This is a genomic window from Pseudomonas sp. NPDC090201 (assembly GCF_044746825.1).
In the GTDB taxonomy this organism is placed as follows: Bacteria; Pseudomonadota; Gammaproteobacteria; order Pseudomonadales; family Pseudomonadaceae; genus Aquipseudomonas; species Aquipseudomonas putida_AD.
Genome location: NZ_JBIVCX010000003.1, coordinates 761,481 through 778,583, shown reverse-complemented (window position 1 = coordinate 778,583; position 17,103 = coordinate 761,481). Strand labels below are relative to the sequence as shown.

14 protein-coding genes are annotated in these 17,103 nt (G+C 63.4%); 5 read left to right on the top strand and 9 right to left on the bottom strand.

Features of this window, described 5'->3' with window-relative positions; translation table 11 throughout:
- The first annotated feature begins 153 nt into the window (after positions 1-153).
- Positions 154-810: a peroxiredoxin-like family protein gene (locus ACIPOO_RS13615; protein WP_400607556.1), complete on the top strand. Its 657-nt coding sequence runs from the start codon at positions 154-156 to the stop codon at positions 808-810.
- A gap of 81 nt (positions 811-891) precedes the next feature.
- On the top strand, positions 892-1,791 hold the full coding sequence (locus tag ACIPOO_RS13610; protein WP_400607553.1) for a LysR family transcriptional regulator: 900 nt from the start codon (positions 892-894) through the stop codon (positions 1,789-1,791).
- A 16-nt stretch (positions 1,792-1,807) separates the two neighbouring features.
- Here ACIPOO_RS13610 and ACIPOO_RS13605 read toward each other — a convergent pair whose 3' ends face one another.
- Together ACIPOO_RS13605 and ACIPOO_RS13600 are read right to left on the bottom strand one after the other, a co-directional pair.
- The gene (locus ACIPOO_RS13605) at positions 1,808-3,034 is read right to left on the bottom strand and encodes a carbohydrate porin (protein ID WP_400607784.1); all 1,227 of its coding nucleotides are present in this window, start codon (positions 3,032-3,034) and stop codon (positions 1,808-1,810) included.
- A 428-nt stretch (positions 3,035-3,462) separates the two neighbouring features.
- Positions 3,463-4,341, bottom strand: coding sequence for a LysR family transcriptional regulator (locus tag ACIPOO_RS13600; RefSeq protein ID WP_400607547.1), 879 nt, complete (start codon positions 4,339-4,341; stop codon positions 3,463-3,465).
- A 134-nt stretch (positions 4,342-4,475) separates the two neighbouring features.
- Between ACIPOO_RS13600 and ACIPOO_RS13595 the strand changes: the two genes are divergently transcribed.
- Both ACIPOO_RS13595 and ACIPOO_RS13590 read left to right on the top strand, forming a co-directional pair.
- The gene (locus tag ACIPOO_RS13595; protein WP_400607544.1) at positions 4,476-5,822 is read left to right on the top strand and encodes an MFS transporter; all 1,347 of its coding nucleotides are present in this window, start codon (positions 4,476-4,478) and stop codon (positions 5,820-5,822) included.
- A gap of 388 nt (positions 5,823-6,210) precedes the next feature.
- On the top strand, positions 6,211-7,179 hold the full coding sequence (locus ACIPOO_RS13590) for an XdhC family protein (RefSeq protein ID WP_274133939.1): 969 nt from the start codon (positions 6,211-6,213) through the stop codon (positions 7,177-7,179).
- Between the two features lie 14 nt (positions 7,180-7,193).
- On the opposite strand, the gene ACIPOO_RS13585 is transcribed toward ACIPOO_RS13590, so the two are convergent.
- Together ACIPOO_RS13585 and ACIPOO_RS13580 are read right to left on the bottom strand one after the other, a co-directional pair.
- The gene (locus ACIPOO_RS13585; RefSeq protein WP_400607540.1) at positions 7,194-7,961 is read right to left on the bottom strand and encodes a carboxymuconolactone decarboxylase family protein; all 768 of its coding nucleotides are present in this window, start codon (positions 7,959-7,961) and stop codon (positions 7,194-7,196) included.
- A gap of 63 nt (positions 7,962-8,024) precedes the next feature.
- Entirely contained in the window at positions 8,025-9,008 is a 984-nt protein-coding gene (locus tag ACIPOO_RS13580) for an aldo/keto reductase (RefSeq protein ID WP_400607537.1), read from the bottom strand.
- Positions 9,009-9,106: 98 nt separating this feature from the next.
- Between ACIPOO_RS13580 and ACIPOO_RS13575 the strand changes: the two genes are divergently transcribed.
- Positions 9,107-10,015 (top strand): LysR family transcriptional regulator, encoded by a 909-nt coding sequence (locus tag ACIPOO_RS13575; protein WP_400607534.1) that lies wholly within the window; start codon positions 9,107-9,109, stop codon positions 10,013-10,015.
- Positions 10,016-10,161: 146 nt separating this feature from the next.
- Here ACIPOO_RS13575 and ACIPOO_RS13570 read toward each other — a convergent pair whose 3' ends face one another.
- From ACIPOO_RS13570 to ACIPOO_RS13550, 5 genes are all read right to left on the bottom strand, one after another.
- Entirely contained in the window at positions 10,162-11,046 is an 885-nt protein-coding gene (locus tag ACIPOO_RS13570; protein WP_400607531.1) for an alpha/beta hydrolase, read from the bottom strand.
- An 18-nt stretch (positions 11,047-11,064) separates the two neighbouring features.
- Positions 11,065-13,305: a TonB-dependent siderophore receptor gene (locus ACIPOO_RS13565; RefSeq protein ID WP_400607528.1), complete on the bottom strand. Its 2,241-nt coding sequence runs from the start codon at positions 13,303-13,305 to the stop codon at positions 11,065-11,067.
- Between the two features lie 265 nt (positions 13,306-13,570).
- Complete coding sequence (locus ACIPOO_RS13560) at positions 13,571-14,920, bottom strand: histidine kinase sensor domain-containing protein (protein WP_400607525.1); 1,350 nt, start codon at positions 14,918-14,920, stop codon at positions 13,571-13,573.
- Positions 14,920-15,612 carry a response regulator transcription factor gene (locus tag ACIPOO_RS13555; RefSeq protein ID WP_400607522.1) on the bottom strand — a complete coding sequence of 231 codons (693 nt, stop codon included), beginning with the start codon at positions 15,610-15,612 and terminating at the stop codon, positions 14,920-14,922. The genes ACIPOO_RS13560 and ACIPOO_RS13555 overlap by 1 nt, the downstream gene beginning before the upstream one ends.
- Positions 15,613-15,854: 242 nt before the next feature.
- Complete coding sequence (locus ACIPOO_RS13550; RefSeq protein ID WP_400607519.1) at positions 15,855-17,060, bottom strand: MFS transporter; 1,206 nt, start codon at positions 17,058-17,060, stop codon at positions 15,855-15,857.
- Between the last annotated feature and the right edge of the window lie 43 nt (positions 17,061-17,103).

Here is a 17,103-nt window from a genome sequence, read left to right as displayed (position 1 = left end):
CAAGATTCCATCCATGAAAGCTCTTGCAGACAAGCACCTTCCAGCCAGTCCCCTCAGGAATGGCTGTTATCACCCGGCCCCGTCTTCTGAGCGGGCAGGCGGATTGAGAGGATGACGACGTCGAAACCCTCACCCTCTACAAGGAATACCGCCATGACCCTGCAAGCAAGACTCGATGCCTTCAAAGCCGATTTCGTCGCTGGCAAACCGCCTTACAACGCCCCGGCGCCGGTGCACGCGATCATGAAGCGCGCCACGGACGAACTGATCGCCTCAGGCCAGGCCCTGCGCACCCTGAAAGTCGGTGACAAGGCGCCGGTCTTCACCCTAAACGACCCGGAGGGCAACCCGGTGTCCTCCGCCGAACTGCTGGCCAAGGGGCCATTGGTGATCAGCTTCTACCGGGGCGTGTGGTGCCCATACTGCAACATGGAGCTGCAAGCGCTGGAAGAGGCACTGCCGCAGTACCGTGAGCTGGGCGCGAATCTGGTGGCGATCTCTCCGCAGACCCGCGTCAACAGCCGCAAGTCTGTGCGCCAGAATCACCTGAGCTTCCCGATTCTCAGTGACGTCAAAAGCCGCGTCGCCGAAGCCTTCGGTCTGCGTTTCAAACTGCCGGACTACCTGATCGACCTGTACAAGGGGTTTGGCAACGACCTGCCGGTGTTCAACGATGACGACGCCTGGGTGCTGCCGATGCCGGGCCGTTTCGTGATTGGCCAGGATGGCGTGATCGCATACGCCGAGGTCAATCCGGATTACACTCAGCGCCCGGAACCCACTGATTTGCTGCCCGCGCTGCGTGGCTGAAACCTGCAATGCAACCGGGCCGTCACTGTTGTGGCGGCCTCTTGCGTATTGATCTGTCTTGAGTCTTGCCGAGGAGTGTCGATGGATCGCCTGGCCGCGATGCAAACCTTTATCTGCGCTGTGGAAACCGGCTCGTTTTCCGCCGCTGCGAAGCGTCTGGGCGTCGGACAGCCGGCGGTGTCGAAGTCCATCGCGGCGCTCGAGGAGAATCTGGGCACGCGCCTGTTGCTGCGCACCACCCGGGGCCTGACGCCGACTGAAGCCGGGCAGACCTACTACGACGCTGCGCGCAGGGCCATCGATCAGGCCGACGAAGCCGATGCCGCCGTGCGCGGGGCAGGTTCGGGGTTTACCGGGCGCCTGCGGGTCAGCGCCGCCGTGACCTTCGCCAGCATGCACGTGGTGCCGTATCTGGGGCCGTTGCTGGCTCAGCATCCACAATTGGAAATCGACGTGGTGCTGGATGATCGCAGCGTCGATCTGGTGGAGGAGGGCATCGACGTTTCCCTGCGCATGGGTGACCTGGACGATTCTTCGATGACGGCCAGGCGCATCGCCCGGGGCAAGCGTCGGATCATTGCCACGCCCGCTTACCTTGAATGCTATGGCACGCCGAGCCATCCGCGGGATCTGGAACACCATCAGTCGGTGGTCTACAGCCGGGGCAGTGGTGGCAACAACTGGCAGATGCGCCGAGGGGATGAGGTGTGCAATGCATCGCCCATAGGGCGCTTGCGGGTGACGGCGGCCGAAGGCGTGCGAGCGGCGGTGCGCGCCAATCTGGGGCTGGTGATGGCTTCGGAATGGATGTTCGCCCCGGAGCTGGCGAGCGGCGAGGTGGTCACCGTGCTCGACGACTGGACGCTGCCCCCCATCGACCTGTGGGCGGTCTTCCCCGCAGGACGCATGAGCAGCGCCAAGGCGCGGGTGTTCGTCGATTACGTGGCCGCGTTGCTGGGCGGTCTGCCGGCCCCGGCGTAATGCTACGGGGCAGGCGTTACAACGTGGCCTTGACCTGCAAACCGACGATCAAGGTGTTGTCGATGTTCTCGCCATAGAACGCGCCGGGCTCGATGATGTACTGCACCGACGGGCGCAAGGTCAGCCATGGCGTCACTTGTGCGCCATAGGTCATCTCCACCAGACCTTCGCCACTGGCCAGGTCGGGGAAGTCCTGACCGTTGGCCAGCGCGGCATTTTCCTGCACGTCGCGGCTGCGGGAGTTGAAGACTGCGCGACCATAGCCGATGGCGACGGTGTCATTGGGGCGCGACACGAACGGCTTTTTCAACGCCAAACCGGTCGAGTACCAGCGACGAAACGGCGCGGCGGCTGCGCTGGCATTGGAGAACTGGCCGAACACATGCACGTTGCGGCCGCTCACCTCATCGGAATTCCACACGGCCTGGTCCATCAGGAAATACGAGCCTTCGCGGCCGGCGACTTCCTTGTTGGTGCCAATGCGCGGCGCGTCAGAGGTGTCGTAGTAGTAACCGATGCGGTACTCGCCGGGCATGTCGCCGAGCACGTTGTAGATCGCTTCGATGGGCAGGATGTTGCCGGTGCTGTCCTTGGGGGTGACGTGCCAGGCGCGGCTGGAATTGCCGTTGCTTGCGGCATCGACCTTGAAGGCGGCGACCTGCACGGCGAAATTCGGCGTGAAGCGGTACTTGGCCATGCCGCCCAGGTGCGCGTTGGGGTAGTTGCTCCAGCCGCTGCCGCCGGACATCGCCAGCGGGTGGCCGCAGAAACCGGCGTTCATGAAGTTGCACAGGATTCCGCTGGACAGCCCGCCCAGGTCGTTGCCCATGGCCATGTAGCCCAGCTTGACGTTCAAGGCCGGCGTGAACAGGGTGTTTTCGTAGCTCAGTTCGGTCAGGCGCGTGTACAGCCCGCCGTAGTTTTCCTGCACCGGCAGGCGGTTGCCCACCAGGTCGCCCGAGCCGTCGTTGCCGCGTCGGTCGTTGATGGTCAACTGCACCTTGCCGCCGCTTTCCAGGTCCAGGAGCTTGCCCAGATCGAACTGCGCACCCAGCTTGACGTTCTGCGAGTAACGGGTGCCGCGCTGCTTGCCGCCGTGGGCGTTGTAGACGGTCTCGCCGCTGTAGTCTCCGGTGAGCTTGACCCCTTGTTCCGCCAGGCGCGTACGGCTGCCATTCCAATCGCCGGTCATGGTCGAGCGGTCCATCCAGTCATCGGCCATCACCGGCGCGGACGCCGCCATTGCCAACACGGAACCGACGACCAGCGCCGTAGAAAACCCACGGCGCGAGCCGGAATCTGCGAAGAAATGCGAAGGAGTGCTCATCAAGAAACCTGAAATTACATAAGACCACCCCCAAGGGCGAGGGCGGCAAAAGAAGGGGATGCGCAGGCGCGCTCAAAAGCGGGCGACATGAAAACATATTTATGTACCGACTAGTTAATTCATTTTGGCGATTGCGACTATCGTCGTAGGTCATTGTTCCTGGACTACCTCGATCGGCATCTGGCCGATGTCTGTAGGAGCGCGCTTGCCCGCGATCTGGCGCGAAGCGGCAGCAACGTTGGTGGATGCGCAGTATCTGGAGGAACTGCGCCGTCTGGTTTTGCTGCCGGTCCCCAGCAGATCGCGGGCGAGCGCGCTCCTACGGTCTGCGGCCAGAATCCGTGTCAGTTCAGCCCTTCCACCAGCCGCCTGAAAGCCGGCAACGCCGGATTGTCGTTGTCGTGCCGCGAGACCATGTACAGCTCGGCATGCAGTTGCGCATCGAGCAGCGGCTTGAACACCAGACCCTCGCTGTGCAGCTGCGCGGCAGAGGCGGGGACGATGGCCAGGCCCAGTCCGGCCTTGACCATGCTGACCACCGTATGGGTCTGCCCCAGGTGGTAGACGTAGCGCGGCTTCACCCCGCTCAGGGCGAACTGGCCGGCGATGCAGTCGTAGAAATAGCGGCCTTCGTCGGGCGCATACATCACGAATGGCTGCTGATCGAGGGCGCTCACGGCAATGGCCGTCTCCCTTGCCAGCGGGTGATTGTGCGGCAGCACCACCAGCAAGGGTTCGCGGCTGATCAACTGCCCATCGAGCCCGTCGGCGTCGTTGATCTGCCGCACGAAGGCGACGTCGATCCGGTGCGCGGCCAGCGCTTCCAGTTGCGCGCTGGACACCATCTCCCTGAGGGTGAATTGCAAACCCGGCAGCTGTTCCTGCGCACGGGCCAGCAATTGGGGAATCATCTGATAGGCGCTGACCGCTGTGAACCCCAGCGTCAGGCTGCCGGCCTCACCCCGTGCCAGGCGTCGCGCGCCGTCGGCCGCCTGATCGGAAAACGCCAGGATGTGCCGCGCATCACGCAGGAATCCCGCCCCCGCAGTCGTCAGCCTGACCGAGCGGTTATTACGCTCGAAGAGTTGAATCCCCAACGCCCGTTCCAGCAACTGCACCTGTCGGCTCAGGGGCGGCTGGGTCATGTGCATGCGGATCGCGGCGCGGCCGAAATGCAGCTCCTCGGCCACCGCGACGAAGCAGCGCAGTTGATGTAATTCCACGATTCAATATCCGCATCAATCCATACAGTCTCTATGTTAGACCTGAATCGATCCCTGCTCCTATCATCGCGACGAGGTTGTACGACAACAAAAACAATATGCCCGCCCTACAGGGAGCGGGAGGGAGACACACCATGCTCAGCAAAGCCCTTCCAGCGGACTATGCCGACGCGCAAGCGAAGGTCGGCCGCCACCGTTTTCTGATTCTCTCGATGATCTTCATCGTCACCGTGATCAACTATGCCGACCGGGCGACCATGTCCATCGCCGGCACCGGCGTGGTCAAGGACCTGGGCCTGGACCCGATGATGCTGGGCATGATCTTCTCCGCATTCGCCTGGGCCTACGCCCTGGGGCAGATCCCCGGCGGCTGGCTGCTCGACCGCTTCGGCGCGCGGCGTGTGTATGGCGCAAGCCTGGTGCTGTGGTCGGTGTTCACCATGGCTCAGGGCACCGTGGGCTGGTTCGGCCTGATGGGCGCATCCGCGGCGATGAGCCTGTTCGCCATGCGCTTCATGCTGGGGCTGGTGGAGTCCCCGGCGTTTCCGGCCAACAACCGCATCGTCTCGTGCTGGTTCCCCACCAGCGAGCGCGGCACGGCCTCGGCACTGTTCAACTCGGCGCAGTACATGGCGGTCGTGCTGTTCACCCCGTTGATGGCCTGGCTGACCCACGCCCTTGGCTGGGAACACGTGTTTTTGTGGATGGGCGCGCTGGGCCTGGTGCTGAGCGTGTTCTGGTTCGCCCTGTACCGCGAGCCCCACAGTGACAAGCGCCTGAGCTCCAAGGAACTGGACTACATGCGCGAAGGCGGCGCCCTGGTGGATCTGGAACTCAATCGCACAAAACAGAAGAGCAAAATCAACTGGGGCGAAGTCCGTCAGCTGTTCACCAGCCGCACCCTGTGGGCGATCTACATGGGGCAGTACTGCATCACGGCGCTGACGTATTTCTTCATCACCTGGTTCCCGATCTACCTCATCAAGGGCCGTGGCATGACCATCATGGAGGCAGGCTGGGTGGCTGCGTTGCCGGCGATCTGCGGCTTCTCCGGCGGTCTACTGGGCGGGATGTTGTCTGACCTGCTGATCCGTCGCGGCATACACCCCTCCATTGCCCGCAAGACCCCGTTCCTGATCGGCATGCTGATGTCCACCGTGCTGGTGCTGGCCAACTTCACCGACGCCAACTGGATCGTCATCGCCCTGATGGCCATTGCGTTCTTCGGCAAGGGCCTGGCAGCGGTGGGCTGGGCAGTGCTGTCCGACACGGCGCCGAAAAACATGGTGGGGCTGAGCGGCGGCGTGTTCAACGGCATTGGCAACATCGCCGGGATCATCACGCCGCTGGTGATCGGCTACATCGTCGCCACCACCGGCTCGTTCAACACCGCCCTGTGGTTCGTGGCGGCCCACGGGTTGCTCGGGGTATTTGCCTATGCCGTTCTGGCAGGGCGTTTCGAGCGAGTGGTGCTGCGCTGATCCCCTGGCGCAGGGACGCGCTCGAACAATCATTGCAGGATGTATCAAGGCGGCGGACAGTGTTTCTTACTGTTGCGCCGTCACCCCCTGGTTTTCCTTCCCCACAGGTCAGTCCTGACCTGCCTTCGCTGATTGATGAATCCGACTCAAAAGCCTGTGCCATTCCCTGTGTATAGTCATCTTGGTTGCCCGCCGTTAACGTCGCCGTCTGACGCCCATGCCTGTTTTTTGGCTGGCGACGGGCCATTGGTCCAGTTCACGACACATCAGTGCTCACTTTTGCAGTGAAAGCCTGTCGGAATCAATGAACAGGCTGAGGGCATTACTGGCCCAGCTCATTTCCGCCCGTTTCACCAAGGCATTGGTCATTGCAGCAGGTAGGCGCTTGATGAAACAGCTCGATCTACAAGTGATACAAAAGGCCCGCCAGTGGCTCGCTGCCGGGGAGTCGATATGGTTGTGCACGGTGGTGTCGACCTTCGGCTCGGCACCTCGCGGGCCGGGGGCGATGCTGGTGGCGCTGCCCACCGGGGAGCATCGCGGCTCGCTGTCGGGCGGGTGCGTGGAGGATGATTTCCTTGAGCGCGTTGCCAACGGCCAGTTCCCGCCGGGCAATCAGGTGGTTCGTTACGGCGAGGGTGGGCTGGCCCCGACCTTGAAACTGCCGTGTGGCGGCGTCCTCGATGTGCTGGTGGAATTCATCACGCCGGATGAGGCCAACCGCGCCCATCTGGCCTGTGTCGAGGAGGCGTTGACCGGCGGTGAACTCGTCACCCGCCGGGTTTTTCTCGACAGTTGCGAAAGGACCCACCGCCCCGGCGCCATGAACGAGCCCCGTGTCGCGGTGGACGACGGCTGTATTTCGGTGCGCATTGGCGCAGCGTTTCGCCTGTTGCTGGCGGGGCTCTCACCGGTGGCCGAGTATTGTGCCAACTACGCGCTGGCGCTGGGGTACGAGGTCATCCTGTGCGACCCGCGCACCGAGGTGACCGCAGGCTTTTCCATGCCCGGAGTGGAGCTGGTGCCAGTGCTGCCTGCGGTTTTCATCTCGGAAGGGGGCTGCCACGGCGCAACGGCGGTGGTGGCGCTGACCCACGACCCGCGTCTGGACGACCTGACCCTGCTCGAAGCGGTTCGCACCCAGGCGTTCTACATCGGCGCCATGGGCTCCCAGCGCACCAGCGACACCCGCCGCGAGCGGCTGGTGCGCATTGGTGGGTTGAATGAGACCGCACTGGCCAGAATCCACGCGCCCATCGGGCTGAACCTTGGCAGCAAGACACCCGCTGAAATCGGCATCGCGGTGATGGCCGATATCATTCGGGTGTCCAGCGGCGTCGAACGCCGGGCGCTGTGACTGGCGGATCGGGATTAGCGTGCGGCTAATACGTCCTTGAGCAGCGGTACGGCAGACATCGCCTTCGGCCAGCCCACGTAAAACGCCAGATGAGTGACCACTTCCGCCGCCTGCTCGCGGGTCAGGCCGTTGTCCATCGCACGGTTGAGGTGGAAGGTCAGTTGGGCGGACTGGTTCTGAGTGATAAGCGCTGCCACGGTGATCAGGCTGCGGTCCCTGGGCGTGAGGTCAGTGCGGCGCCACAGATCACCGAACAGCACGCCATTGGTATAGCGCGCCAACTCCGGCGCCGTCGCGCCGACCGAGCCCTGAACCGAAGCTCGGCGTTTGGCCTCGCTGTCGGGGTCCAGTTGCAGGGGCTCGCTGGGCGGCGGGGTGATTTGCGCGGGGTCCAGCCCTCGTTCGGCAAACACCTGTTTAGCGACGCCCACTGCCGACATCGCGTTGGGCCAGCCGCTGTAGAACGCAAGGTGGGTGATAAGGCCGGTGATCTCGCTCGGCTTCACGCCATTGTCCAGCGCAAGCTTGATGTGCCCGGTCATTTGCGCCGTCTGGCCGCTGGCGACCAAGGCGGCCAGGGTAATCAGGCTGCGGTCGCGGGGCACCAGGCCCGGGCGCTTCCACACCTCACCGAACAACAGATCGGTGGTGTAGGCGTACAGTTGAGGCGTGACCTGCAGCACGTCCGGTGAGGGCTTGGGGTCGGGGCGCGGTTTGCCTTCTTCGGCACTGGCCAGCGCGGAAAACAACACGCTGGCCAGGGTGGTGGTGATGAGTTTCATGGGTGTGCACCTGTGCAAGGGCCCGTCCGCCACATAAGCGGCGAGGGGCGGTAAGGGACAGAATCAGCGGTTCACATTCTTTTGCAGGTGCGCGGGGTAGCGCTCGCCGACGATCTGGATCTGGCGCAGGGCCGAGTCGATGGCGTGCAGGTCCGAGACTGTCAGCTCGATGGCCGCCGCCCCGTTGTTTTCTTCCAGGCGATGGAGTTTGGTGGTGCCGGGGATGGGGACGATCCAGGGTTTTTGCGCGAGCAACCAGGCAATCGCGATTTGCGCGCGGGTGGCGCCTTTATCGTCCGCCAGCACCCCGAGTACCTCTACCAATCGGGCGTTGGCCTTGCGGTTTTCCTCGGTGAAGCGCGGCGCGACGTTGCGGAAGTCGTCCTGGGCGAAGGTGGTGTTGGCGTCGATGGCGCCGGTCAGAAAGCCCTTGCCCAGCGGACTGAACGGCACGAAGCCGATCCCCAGTTCTTCGAGCAACGGCAGGATTTCCTTCTCCGGCTCACGCCACCACAGCGAGTATTCGCTCTGCAGCGCCGCCACTGGCTGCACGGCGTGGGCACGGCGGATCGAGTCGACGCCGGCCTCGGACAGGCCGAAATGCTTGACCTTGCCTTCGGCGATCAGATCCTTGATGGTCCCGGCGACCTCTTCGATGGGAACGTTCTGGTCGACGCGATGCTGATAGAACAGGTCGATGCGGTCGGTCTTCAGGCGTCTGAGCGAGGCTTCGGCCACGGCACGAATGTTCTCGGGGCGGCTGTCCAGTCCTTGGGGGACTTCGCCGTTCTTGAAGCCGAATTTGGTGGCGATAACGACCTGATCGCGAAAAGGCGCCAACGCCTCGCCCAGCAGCTCCTCATTGGTGAAGGGGCCGTAGGCTTCGGCGCTGTCGAAAAAGGTCACGCCCTGGTCGAAGGCGGCATGAATCAACTCAATGGCGGCCGATTTTTCCATCGCCGGGCCGTAGGCGAAGCTTGCGCCCATGCAGCCCAGACCGATGGCCGAAACCCTGAAGCCGTTGTTGCCCAGTGTGCGCTGTTGCATCTGTTGTCTCCTCGATTGGCATTTAACACACCTTATATTCCTGTACCATCCTCAACAATCTTCCAAAGGCTGCATGAGTACATGAGGAAAATTCAGTAATGATTCGTGCCGACCTGCCCGAGCTGACCGCCTTCATCGCGATTGCCGAGCACCAGAGTTTCAGTGGTGCGGCCCGGGTACTGGGGGTTTCGCCTTCGGCGCTGAGCCATTCGATGCGCAACCTTGAGGCGCGTCTGGAGATGCGCCTGTTCAACCGCACCACGCGTTCGGTGAAGCTGACCGAGGCAGGTGCGCAGTTGCTTCAGGGCGTGCGCCCGTTGCTCGTTGACCTGACCAATGTGGTCAACGAAGTCACCTCGGCGCGCAATACGCCGTCAGGTTCGATTCGTATCAGCGCTTCGGAAACGGCGTTTCGTCCGCTGGTGCGGCATGTGGTGCCGGGTTTTCTGGCGAAGTATCCGCACATCCATCTGGAATTCATCGCCGACGGCAAGCTGCTGGACATCGTGGGGGAGGGGTTCGATGCCGGGATCCGCATTCTCGATGATGTACCCAAGGACATGATCGCCGTGCGTTTCGGTCCGCAGATGGTGTTTGGTGCGGTGGCGTCGCCCGATTATCTGGCGCGTCATCCAGCGCCGGTGACACCGCAGGATCTGAGGCAACATCGTTGTATCCGTTTTCGTTTTGCCAGTGGTGCGCTGTTTCGCTGGGACATGCAGTATCAGGAGCAGAGTACGAGCCTGGATGTCGACGGGCCGATCACCCTGGACAACCTCAATCTGATGATCGAAGCGGCGCTGGCCGGGGTCGGGATTGGCTGGGTGCCGCTGGACCAGGTGAGCGGGCACCTTAAGGCCGGGCGTCTGGTGCAGGTGTTGCCGGAGTGGGGCCCGACCTACCCCGCCCATTGCCTGTATTACCCGGCCAACCGCCATCCGCCAACGGCCTTGCGATTGTTTGCCGAAGCGGTGCGCGAATGGGCGGCAAGCCAGGAAGACAGGTAGCGATCTTGAGGACGCCCCCGCCGGCAAGCCGTGCTGCTACGGAATCGGAGGGGGTACGCAAGTCCTGTGAGCACCACAGATCCCGTAGCAGCCGGGCTTGCCCGCGGGAGCGATTTAATGGGCGCCACCGTGAGCAAGCCCTGCCGCTACGGATAATACCGCTCCATCACATAATGCAACGAAGCCGGCAGGGTCTGGCCGTGGCTCATGCCGTCGAAGCTGTGGTACTCAAGCTTCAACCCTGCAATCCCCTTGAGCCTTTCAACCAGTTGCCTGGCCAGCCGATCCGAACCCATCGCCGGTGTCGCTTGCGGGGTGGCGGGCTCGGCGCTGCCGCGCATCAGCAGCAGGCTGGCGTGGGGCGTACGCAATTGCCCGCTTTCCTCCTCGATCAGCTTCTCGTCCCACCACAACGACGGGCTGGCCGCCGCATAGTGGTTGAAGAGCAGCGGGCGGGTGAACAGCGTGTGCAGCACCAGCAGCCCGCCATAGGAGTGACCCCACACCGTTTGCTCATGTTCATCGAGCTTTAACTGCCCGGCCACTTGCGGCCGAATCCGGTCGCGCAGCAGGTCGAGAAACCGGTCGGCGCCGCCGCTGGGCACCTGGGTCAACGGATCGGTCTGGGGTGCGGCTCCCGGACGCTGCGGGGTGTAGTCCAGTGTGCGGGCATTACGCTCGATGCGCAGCGGCGTCTGGTAGCCGATGGCGATCAGCACGGGCGCCTGTCCCTGCGCCAGCTTCTTCAGGGCAGTCTCGTCGAACGCACCCATCGCCGCATTGCCATCGAGCATCCACAACGAGGGATAGCCCTGGGCAGATGCCGGCTTGTGCGGCTTGCCGATCCAGATCCGGTAATGGCGCTCGCCATCGGCTGAATCCAGATCGAACGAGGTGAAACTGTAGGGCAGGTCCTTGCGCTGCAGGATCTGCGTGTCCATCGGCTGGTCCGGTGCGGGCCGCGCCAGGGTGGTCAACCCCGGCACAATCAGCAGCAGGACGAGCGCCAGAGGTCTTGGCAAAAGGTTCATCAGGCGGTCTCGTCAGGTTCAGAACGATGCAGTCAGGCTGGTGTACAGCGTGCGGCCAGGCTCGTTGTAGGTCGCCGCGCCCGCGCCGTCGATGTTGGCCACGCCCTGTGCATTGCCCTCGCGGAACAAGCGCTTGTCGAACAGGTTGTCGACGCCTGCGGTCAGGCTCAGGTTCTTGGTGATGGCGTAGGTGCCGCTGACACCTGCGATGGCGTACGGCGACAGCTGGTTGTTGGAACTGCCGGTGACCCGCGCGCCGTGGTAGTCGTATTTCTTCGGCTTCTGTTTGCCGTACCACGCCACGCTGGCCTGGAACGACAGGTCGTTGGTGGCTTGCCAGTCGAGCATCGAGTTGAGGGTGTACTTGGGCGTCACCGACAGCACATCGCCGGTTTCCTTGTTTTTCGATTGCAGCATGTAGGTGAAGTTGTTGTTCCACGTCAGCGCCTCGGCCAGCGGAATCGTCAGGTTGCCCTCAAGGCCCTCGACCAGCGCCTTGGGCACGTTCTCCCACTGATACACCGCCGCGTTGGCATAGGTGCCGGTGCCGCCGGTGGCTCTGCCGACCGGGGACAGGCCTGACTCGATCTTGTTCTTGTAGTCGTTGCGGAAGTACGTCAGGCCCGCGACCCAGCCATCGGCCTTGTACTCGATGCCCAGTTCCTTGTTGACGCTGGTTTCGGCCTTGAGGCTGTCGTTGCCTTGCAGGTAGCAACTGGTGGTCTGGCCGTAGCAGCCCTGGCCGCGGCTGTAGAGCAGGTAGTTGGGGTTGAGCTGATACAGGTTCGGCGCTTTGTAGGCCCGGGCGATACCGGCCTTGAGGGTAAGGGTGTCGGTCAACTGGTGCGACAGGTTCAGCGACGGGCTCCAGTTGTCGCCGACGATGTCGTGGTGATCGAAGCGCAGGCCTGGGGTGAGCATGGTGCCTTCGAACAGCTCGATATTGTCTTCGGCGAACAGCGAGAAGATGTGCGCTTCGGAGCTGGTGTCGCGCCCGTTACTGGCCAGGCCGCTGACGGCGCCGCCTTCGCTGGTGGTCTGGGTGTTGGCGCTGGGGTCGTCGAGTTTCTGCTCGACCCACTCGCTGCCCAGGGTCAGGGTCTGGTCCACGCCTGCGTGCAGCGGCAGGTTGACTTCGCCATGGGCAGTCAGGTCGTGGAGAGTGGCGGTGTAGAAATCGCTGTTGCTGAAGATGCCTTCGGTGCCGCCCGCCAGGCCTTCGTTGATCCGCCGGTTGCGGGTCTTCTCGTATTGCAGGTAGGCCAGGGTGCTGCCGAAATCCCAGTCGCCGCGATGGGTCACCGAGTAGGTTTCGCGGTAGGTGCGGTTGGTTTCGTGGCCCAGCAGGTTCTTCACCGTGGCGTTGCTGTTGGTGTTCTGGGTGTCGCCGGTGTAGATGTTGCCCTGGCGGCTGAAGCCGGCTTCGAATTCCAGGGTCTGCTCGGGCGTCAGGTGCCAGCTGAGCAGGCCGTTGACGTCCTTGTTGCGTACGCCTTCGCGGCCAGCGGGCAGGGTGCCGATCTGGTTGCCGGTGCGCAGGGACTCGTGGCCTTCGTTGATGTCGGCGTCGTCGGCATCAGTCTTGGCGACGTTGCCGTACACCCGGTAGCTGAGGGTGTCGGTCAGCGGGCCGCTCAAGCCGAAGTTCATGCGCTTGGTGGCGCCTTCGTCCTTGTGGGTCGGGAACGAGGTGTCGACCGTGGCGCTGCCGTGGGTCTGGGTCCCGGCCTTCTTGGTGATGATATTGATCACGCCGCCCGCGGCACCGTTGCCATAACGCGCCGCAGCCGGGCCGCGGATGACTTCGATGCGCTCGACCTGATCGGCCGGCACCCAGTTGGTGTCGCCACGGCTGTCGCGCTCGCCTCGCCAGCCGTAGCGCACCGAATTTCGGCTGCCGACCGGTTTGCCGTCCACCAGGATCAGGGTGTTTTCCGGGCCCATGCCGCGGATGTCGATCTGGCGATTGTTGCCGCGCTGGCCACTGCTGGAGTTGCCGGTCAGATTCACGCCCGGCATGGTACGGATGATCTGCGACAGGTCATTGGCCGGCGGGCGTTTCTTGATGTCCTCGGCAGTGATGACCGACACCCCCGGTGCCTGCCTGATCTCTTCTTCGGCGGTGGCGACCACGTTCTGGTCAGGCAGCTGGATGGCGGTGGATGGCTCCGGTTCAGCAGCGGCGTGGACGGCGCCCGCCAGCAGGCAGCCGGACAGCAGCACGAAAGGGGCAAGTGAGGGCAGGGGGCGCAACGACATCGATGATCTCCGAGGGAACGACATGACGCAGGAAGATCACGAATGATAATGACTGCTTTTTGCGAGTAAAGCGCATTAACTTTCTAAACATACTCCGCCGTTTCACACACTTGCAGGAGCGCGCTTGCCCGCGACCGCTGTCTGACCGGCAATGCTTTATCGCCAGAACTATCGCGGTCGCGGGCAAGCGCGCTCCTACAGGTCGCAGGTACACAGGCGCAAGCGTCGGCGATTTCAAGGACGCACCCGCCAGCAAACCATGCTGCTACGGCTGGTGCTCATGGGCCGCTGGCAACGTCATGTGCATGATGAGCCCGGGCGTGCCGTTACTGGCCCACAGGTTGCCGCCTTGCAACTGCACTGCGCGGCGGGCGATGGCCAGGCCCAGGCCGAAGCCTTCGCTGCTGGTGTCCAGACGCTGGTAGGGCACGAAGATGGTTTCCAGATCACTCTCGGCCACCCCTGGCCCTTCATCCTGCAGGCACAGGTGCCAGTGTTCGTCCTCGCGCCAGCCGGAGAGGGTGATCTTGCCTTCGGCCGGGGAGAAGCGAATGGCATTGCGCAGCAGGTTTTCCAGGGCCTGGGCGACGCTGTCCAGATGCACCTGCACACAGCAGTCGGTATCCAGCAGGCACAACAGGCGCCGGGGTGACCAGCCACTTTCGAAACAGGCGTCTTCGCACAGCGCTTCCCAGATCGACAGCATCAGCACCGGCTCAGTGGGCAGTTGCGGGCGTTCGGTGTCCATCCAGGCCAGATCGAGGGTGTCTTCCAGCAGGCGCTGCATGTCGTTGATTTCAAGATCAAGCCGCGCTCGCAATTGCTCGGGGGCAAGATCGCTGTCGTGGGCGATGCGCAGGCGCGCCAACGGTGTGCGCAACTCGTGGGACAGGGTGCGCAACAACAGCCGCTGCTGGTTCAGGCTCTGGCGCAAACGCTCGGCCATGTGCTCGAAGGCGCCGGCCAGTTCACCCAGTTCATCGCGCCGGTTCATCAGCGGCAACCCTGGGCCGGCGCTGTCCAGGTCATCGGCCTTGAGGCTGTCGGCGCGGTCGCGCAGGCGGTTGAGCGGCACCACCAGATGGCGATAGATCAACAGCCCAAGCAGCGCCGCCAGCAGCGTCGGCATGACCCCGTGGCTGAGCACGTGGGTCCAGGGCGTCAGGCCGCCGGGCAGCAGGCGTTCGGGCAGTTGCATGACCAGCCGGCCCTGTTCCGGCGCCACGGGGAACTCGATGCTGACAAAGGGCAGCTCATCCTGAAGGCGCCGGCTCATGGGCCAGTCGAGTTTGCGCATGAAGGTCAGGTGACTGGATTCCAGTGCGGTCAGCCGCGTCGTGCCCAGGCTCTCCAGATGGGGACCGATGATCGCCACCCAGGTGTTCTCTTCATCCGCCAGCCGATGACGAAACTGCTCGATGCCTGTCGCACCCTGATCGCGCCAGATCTGCTCGGCCTGTTGCGCGTAGCGGGCCAGATAAAGCCGGTCCGCCTGATCCAGGAAATAGGTGCTGCGCTCGGCCGAGAGGCCCCAGGTCCAGATGATCCACGTCAGCAGCAGGCAGAAGGAAATCTGCAGAAGCGCCAGCTTCCACAGCAACGGATGACGACGCATCAGCTTCTGTCCGTGTCGATCAGGATGTAGCCCTGGCCGCGCACGGCCTGAATCTGCAGATGGTTGACCCCCACGGCGAGCAGCTTGCGTCGCAGGTTGCAGACGTGCACGTCCAGCCCGCGATCCAGCCGGGTGTAGATCCGGTGCAGCACCTGCTGATAGAGAAACGCTTTGCTCAGGGCTTCACCGGCGTGCTCGCGCAGGGTCATCAGCAGCCGGTATTCCGAAGCGGTCAGGCCTGCGCGCTGGTGGGCGTGGGTGACGTCCTGCACCTCGTCATCGAACTGCACCAGGGCGTCGTCATGGGCGACCCTGGGCGCCTGGGTGCGGGCCATTCGGCGCAGCAACGCATTGGCGCGGGCATCCAGTTCGGCGAGGCTGAACGGCTTGGGCAGGTAATCGTCGGCGCCCCGGGTAAACCCGGTGATGCGGTCCTGCTCGGCACCCAGGGCCGACATCAGCATCACCGGCGTGTCGTCCTCCGTGCGCAGAGTTTCGAGCAGTGTCAGGCCGTCCATGCCGGGCAACATGATGTCCAGCAGCGCCAGGTCGAAACGCTTCGCTCGCACCGCCGCCAGGCCCTGATTGCCGCATTGGCAGGCGGTCACGGCAAAGCCGCGCTTTTGAAAATGCAGGTCCAGGTCGTTGCGCAGGCGCGCGTCGTCTTCGACCAGCAGCAGAGTAGGGGTCATGGGGAGGCTTAGGTGAAATGACTTTATGAGAATCGTTCGCGGTTGCGAATATCTCATTCCTGGCCTGTTTGCGCAAACGTTCAGTGATGTCCTACGCGGCGCAGTGCCGACGCGGTTGACGTTCTGATTGTTGTGGATGTGCCGGTTTGAAGATCGACCCGCGGGCAAGCCCGGCTGCTACGGGCTTATGTCGATCCCCTCGTAGCAGCACGGCTTGCCGGCGGGGCGATCTTGGAAATGCCTCACACCGACTGCACACCCTCGCACCTTTGGTTGGCGTGACTGCGCTGCAAAGCCACAAGCGCCAATACCGCCAACCCCGCGATCACACTTGCCAGCACGCTGATCGCCACGTGCAGACTGAACAGGTCAATCAGGTACCCGGTCACCACCGGAATGATCCCCGCTGGCACATAACCGCCCATGTTGAAGATTGCGTTGGCCTCGGCACGGCGCTTGGGCGCGACGTTCCGGGCGATCAGGGTCAGGCCGCCCAGTTGACCAAAGCCTTGCCCGGCACCGGCCAGCAGTGCCGCGGCGATCAGCCAGGCCGGTGAGCCCAGTTGCAGGGCGGTCCACAGGCTGCCCATCGCCAGAATCGTCATCAGGCCGCTGAGCATGAACACCTGGTTCATGCCACGTTTCTTCGCTGCAAACTGCACACCCACGGCAGTGAGAAACATCGCAAAAGCCATGAAACCGGCAATCAGCGGGCTGTTGGCCTGCAACAGGGTGGCGAGCATTTTCGGCCCCAGCGCCAGCACGAAACAGGTGGACGTCAGCCCCGGACCGAAGAACGAAACGCCACGTGCCACGATGCCGACGTGTTCTGCGGCCACCGATGGCAGCTTCGGCCGAAAGCGCCCTGTGCCCAGCTTGACAGCGGGCTGGCGCATCACCACCAGCAAGGCAAGCAGCAACAGCAGGATTTCGCTGTTGAACACCCAGTCGATGGGCGCTGCAACGTATTGCGCGATCACGCCTGCCAGCAACGGCCCGGTGCCTGCGCCCAGGACCATCGACACCGAGGCGATCAACGAGGCGAAGGGCTTGCGCTGTTCGCTCGCGTGTTCGACCACATTGGCCATGCCCGCCGACACCACGATCCCCACTGAAATCCCGCTGAGCAGCCTGGCCAGCATCAGGATGGCGACGCTGTCTGCGTGTTCGAACAGCAAGGCGGCGACAATGGCGATCACCACTCCCGGCACCAACAGCGCCTTGCGGCCATAGTGGTCAGCCAGTTGCCCGGCCACGGCGAGGGTCAGCAGCAGGCCAAGGATGTAGCAGCCGAAAATCACCGTCAGGGTGCCGGAGCCGAACCCCAGGCTCTGCTGCCAGTGGCTGTAGAGCGGGGTGGCGGCGTTGGACAGGATGAACACCGCAGTGACGATCCAGGCGGCCCTGAAGATGGGCAGATTTCCCGAATGTGGGGGTTGAACGTTCATGGCAAAAGCCTCTCATGGATTTCTCTGTTGCCGCCGAGGATAG

Excerpts from the sequence above, each read along its gene's own strand:
- ACIPOO_RS13615 (WP_400607556.1), top strand. The coding sequence starts at position 154 with ATGACCCTGCAAGCAAGACTCGATGCCTTCAAAGCCGATTTCGTCGCT.
- ACIPOO_RS13610 (WP_400607553.1), top strand. The coding sequence starts at position 892 with ATGGATCGCCTGGCCGCGATGCAAACCTTTATCTGCGCTGTGGAAACC.
- ACIPOO_RS13605 (WP_400607784.1), bottom strand. The coding sequence starts at position 3,034 with ATGGCGGCGTCCGCGCCGGTGATGGCCGATGACTGGATGGACCGCTCG.
- ACIPOO_RS13595 (WP_400607544.1), top strand. The coding sequence starts at position 4,476 with ATGCTCAGCAAAGCCCTTCCAGCGGACTATGCCGACGCGCAAGCGAAG.
- ACIPOO_RS13590 (WP_274133939.1), top strand. The coding sequence starts at position 6,211 with ATGAAACAGCTCGATCTACAAGTGATACAAAAGGCCCGCCAGTGGCTC.
- ACIPOO_RS13585 (WP_400607540.1), bottom strand. The coding sequence starts at position 7,961 with ATGAAACTCATCACCACCACCCTGGCCAGCGTGTTGTTTTCCGCGCTG.
- ACIPOO_RS13580 (WP_400607537.1), bottom strand. The coding sequence starts at position 9,008 with ATGCAACAGCGCACACTGGGCAACAACGGCTTCAGGGTTTCGGCCATC.
- ACIPOO_RS13575 (WP_400607534.1), top strand. The coding sequence starts at position 9,107 with ATGATTCGTGCCGACCTGCCCGAGCTGACCGCCTTCATCGCGATTGCC.
- ACIPOO_RS13570 (WP_400607531.1), bottom strand. The coding sequence starts at position 11,046 with ATGAACCTTTTGCCAAGACCTCTGGCGCTCGTCCTGCTGCTGATTGTG.
- ACIPOO_RS13565 (WP_400607528.1), bottom strand. The coding sequence starts at position 13,305 with ATGTCGTTGCGCCCCCTGCCCTCACTTGCCCCTTTCGTGCTGCTGTCC.
- ACIPOO_RS13560 (WP_400607525.1), bottom strand. The coding sequence starts at position 14,920 with ATGCGTCGTCATCCGTTGCTGTGGAAGCTGGCGCTTCTGCAGATTTCC.
- ACIPOO_RS13555 (WP_400607522.1), bottom strand. The coding sequence starts at position 15,612 with ATGACCCCTACTCTGCTGCTGGTCGAAGACGACGCGCGCCTGCGCAAC.
- ACIPOO_RS13550 (WP_400607519.1), bottom strand. The coding sequence starts at position 17,060 with ATGAACGTTCAACCCCCACATTCGGGAAATCTGCCCATCTTCAGGGCC.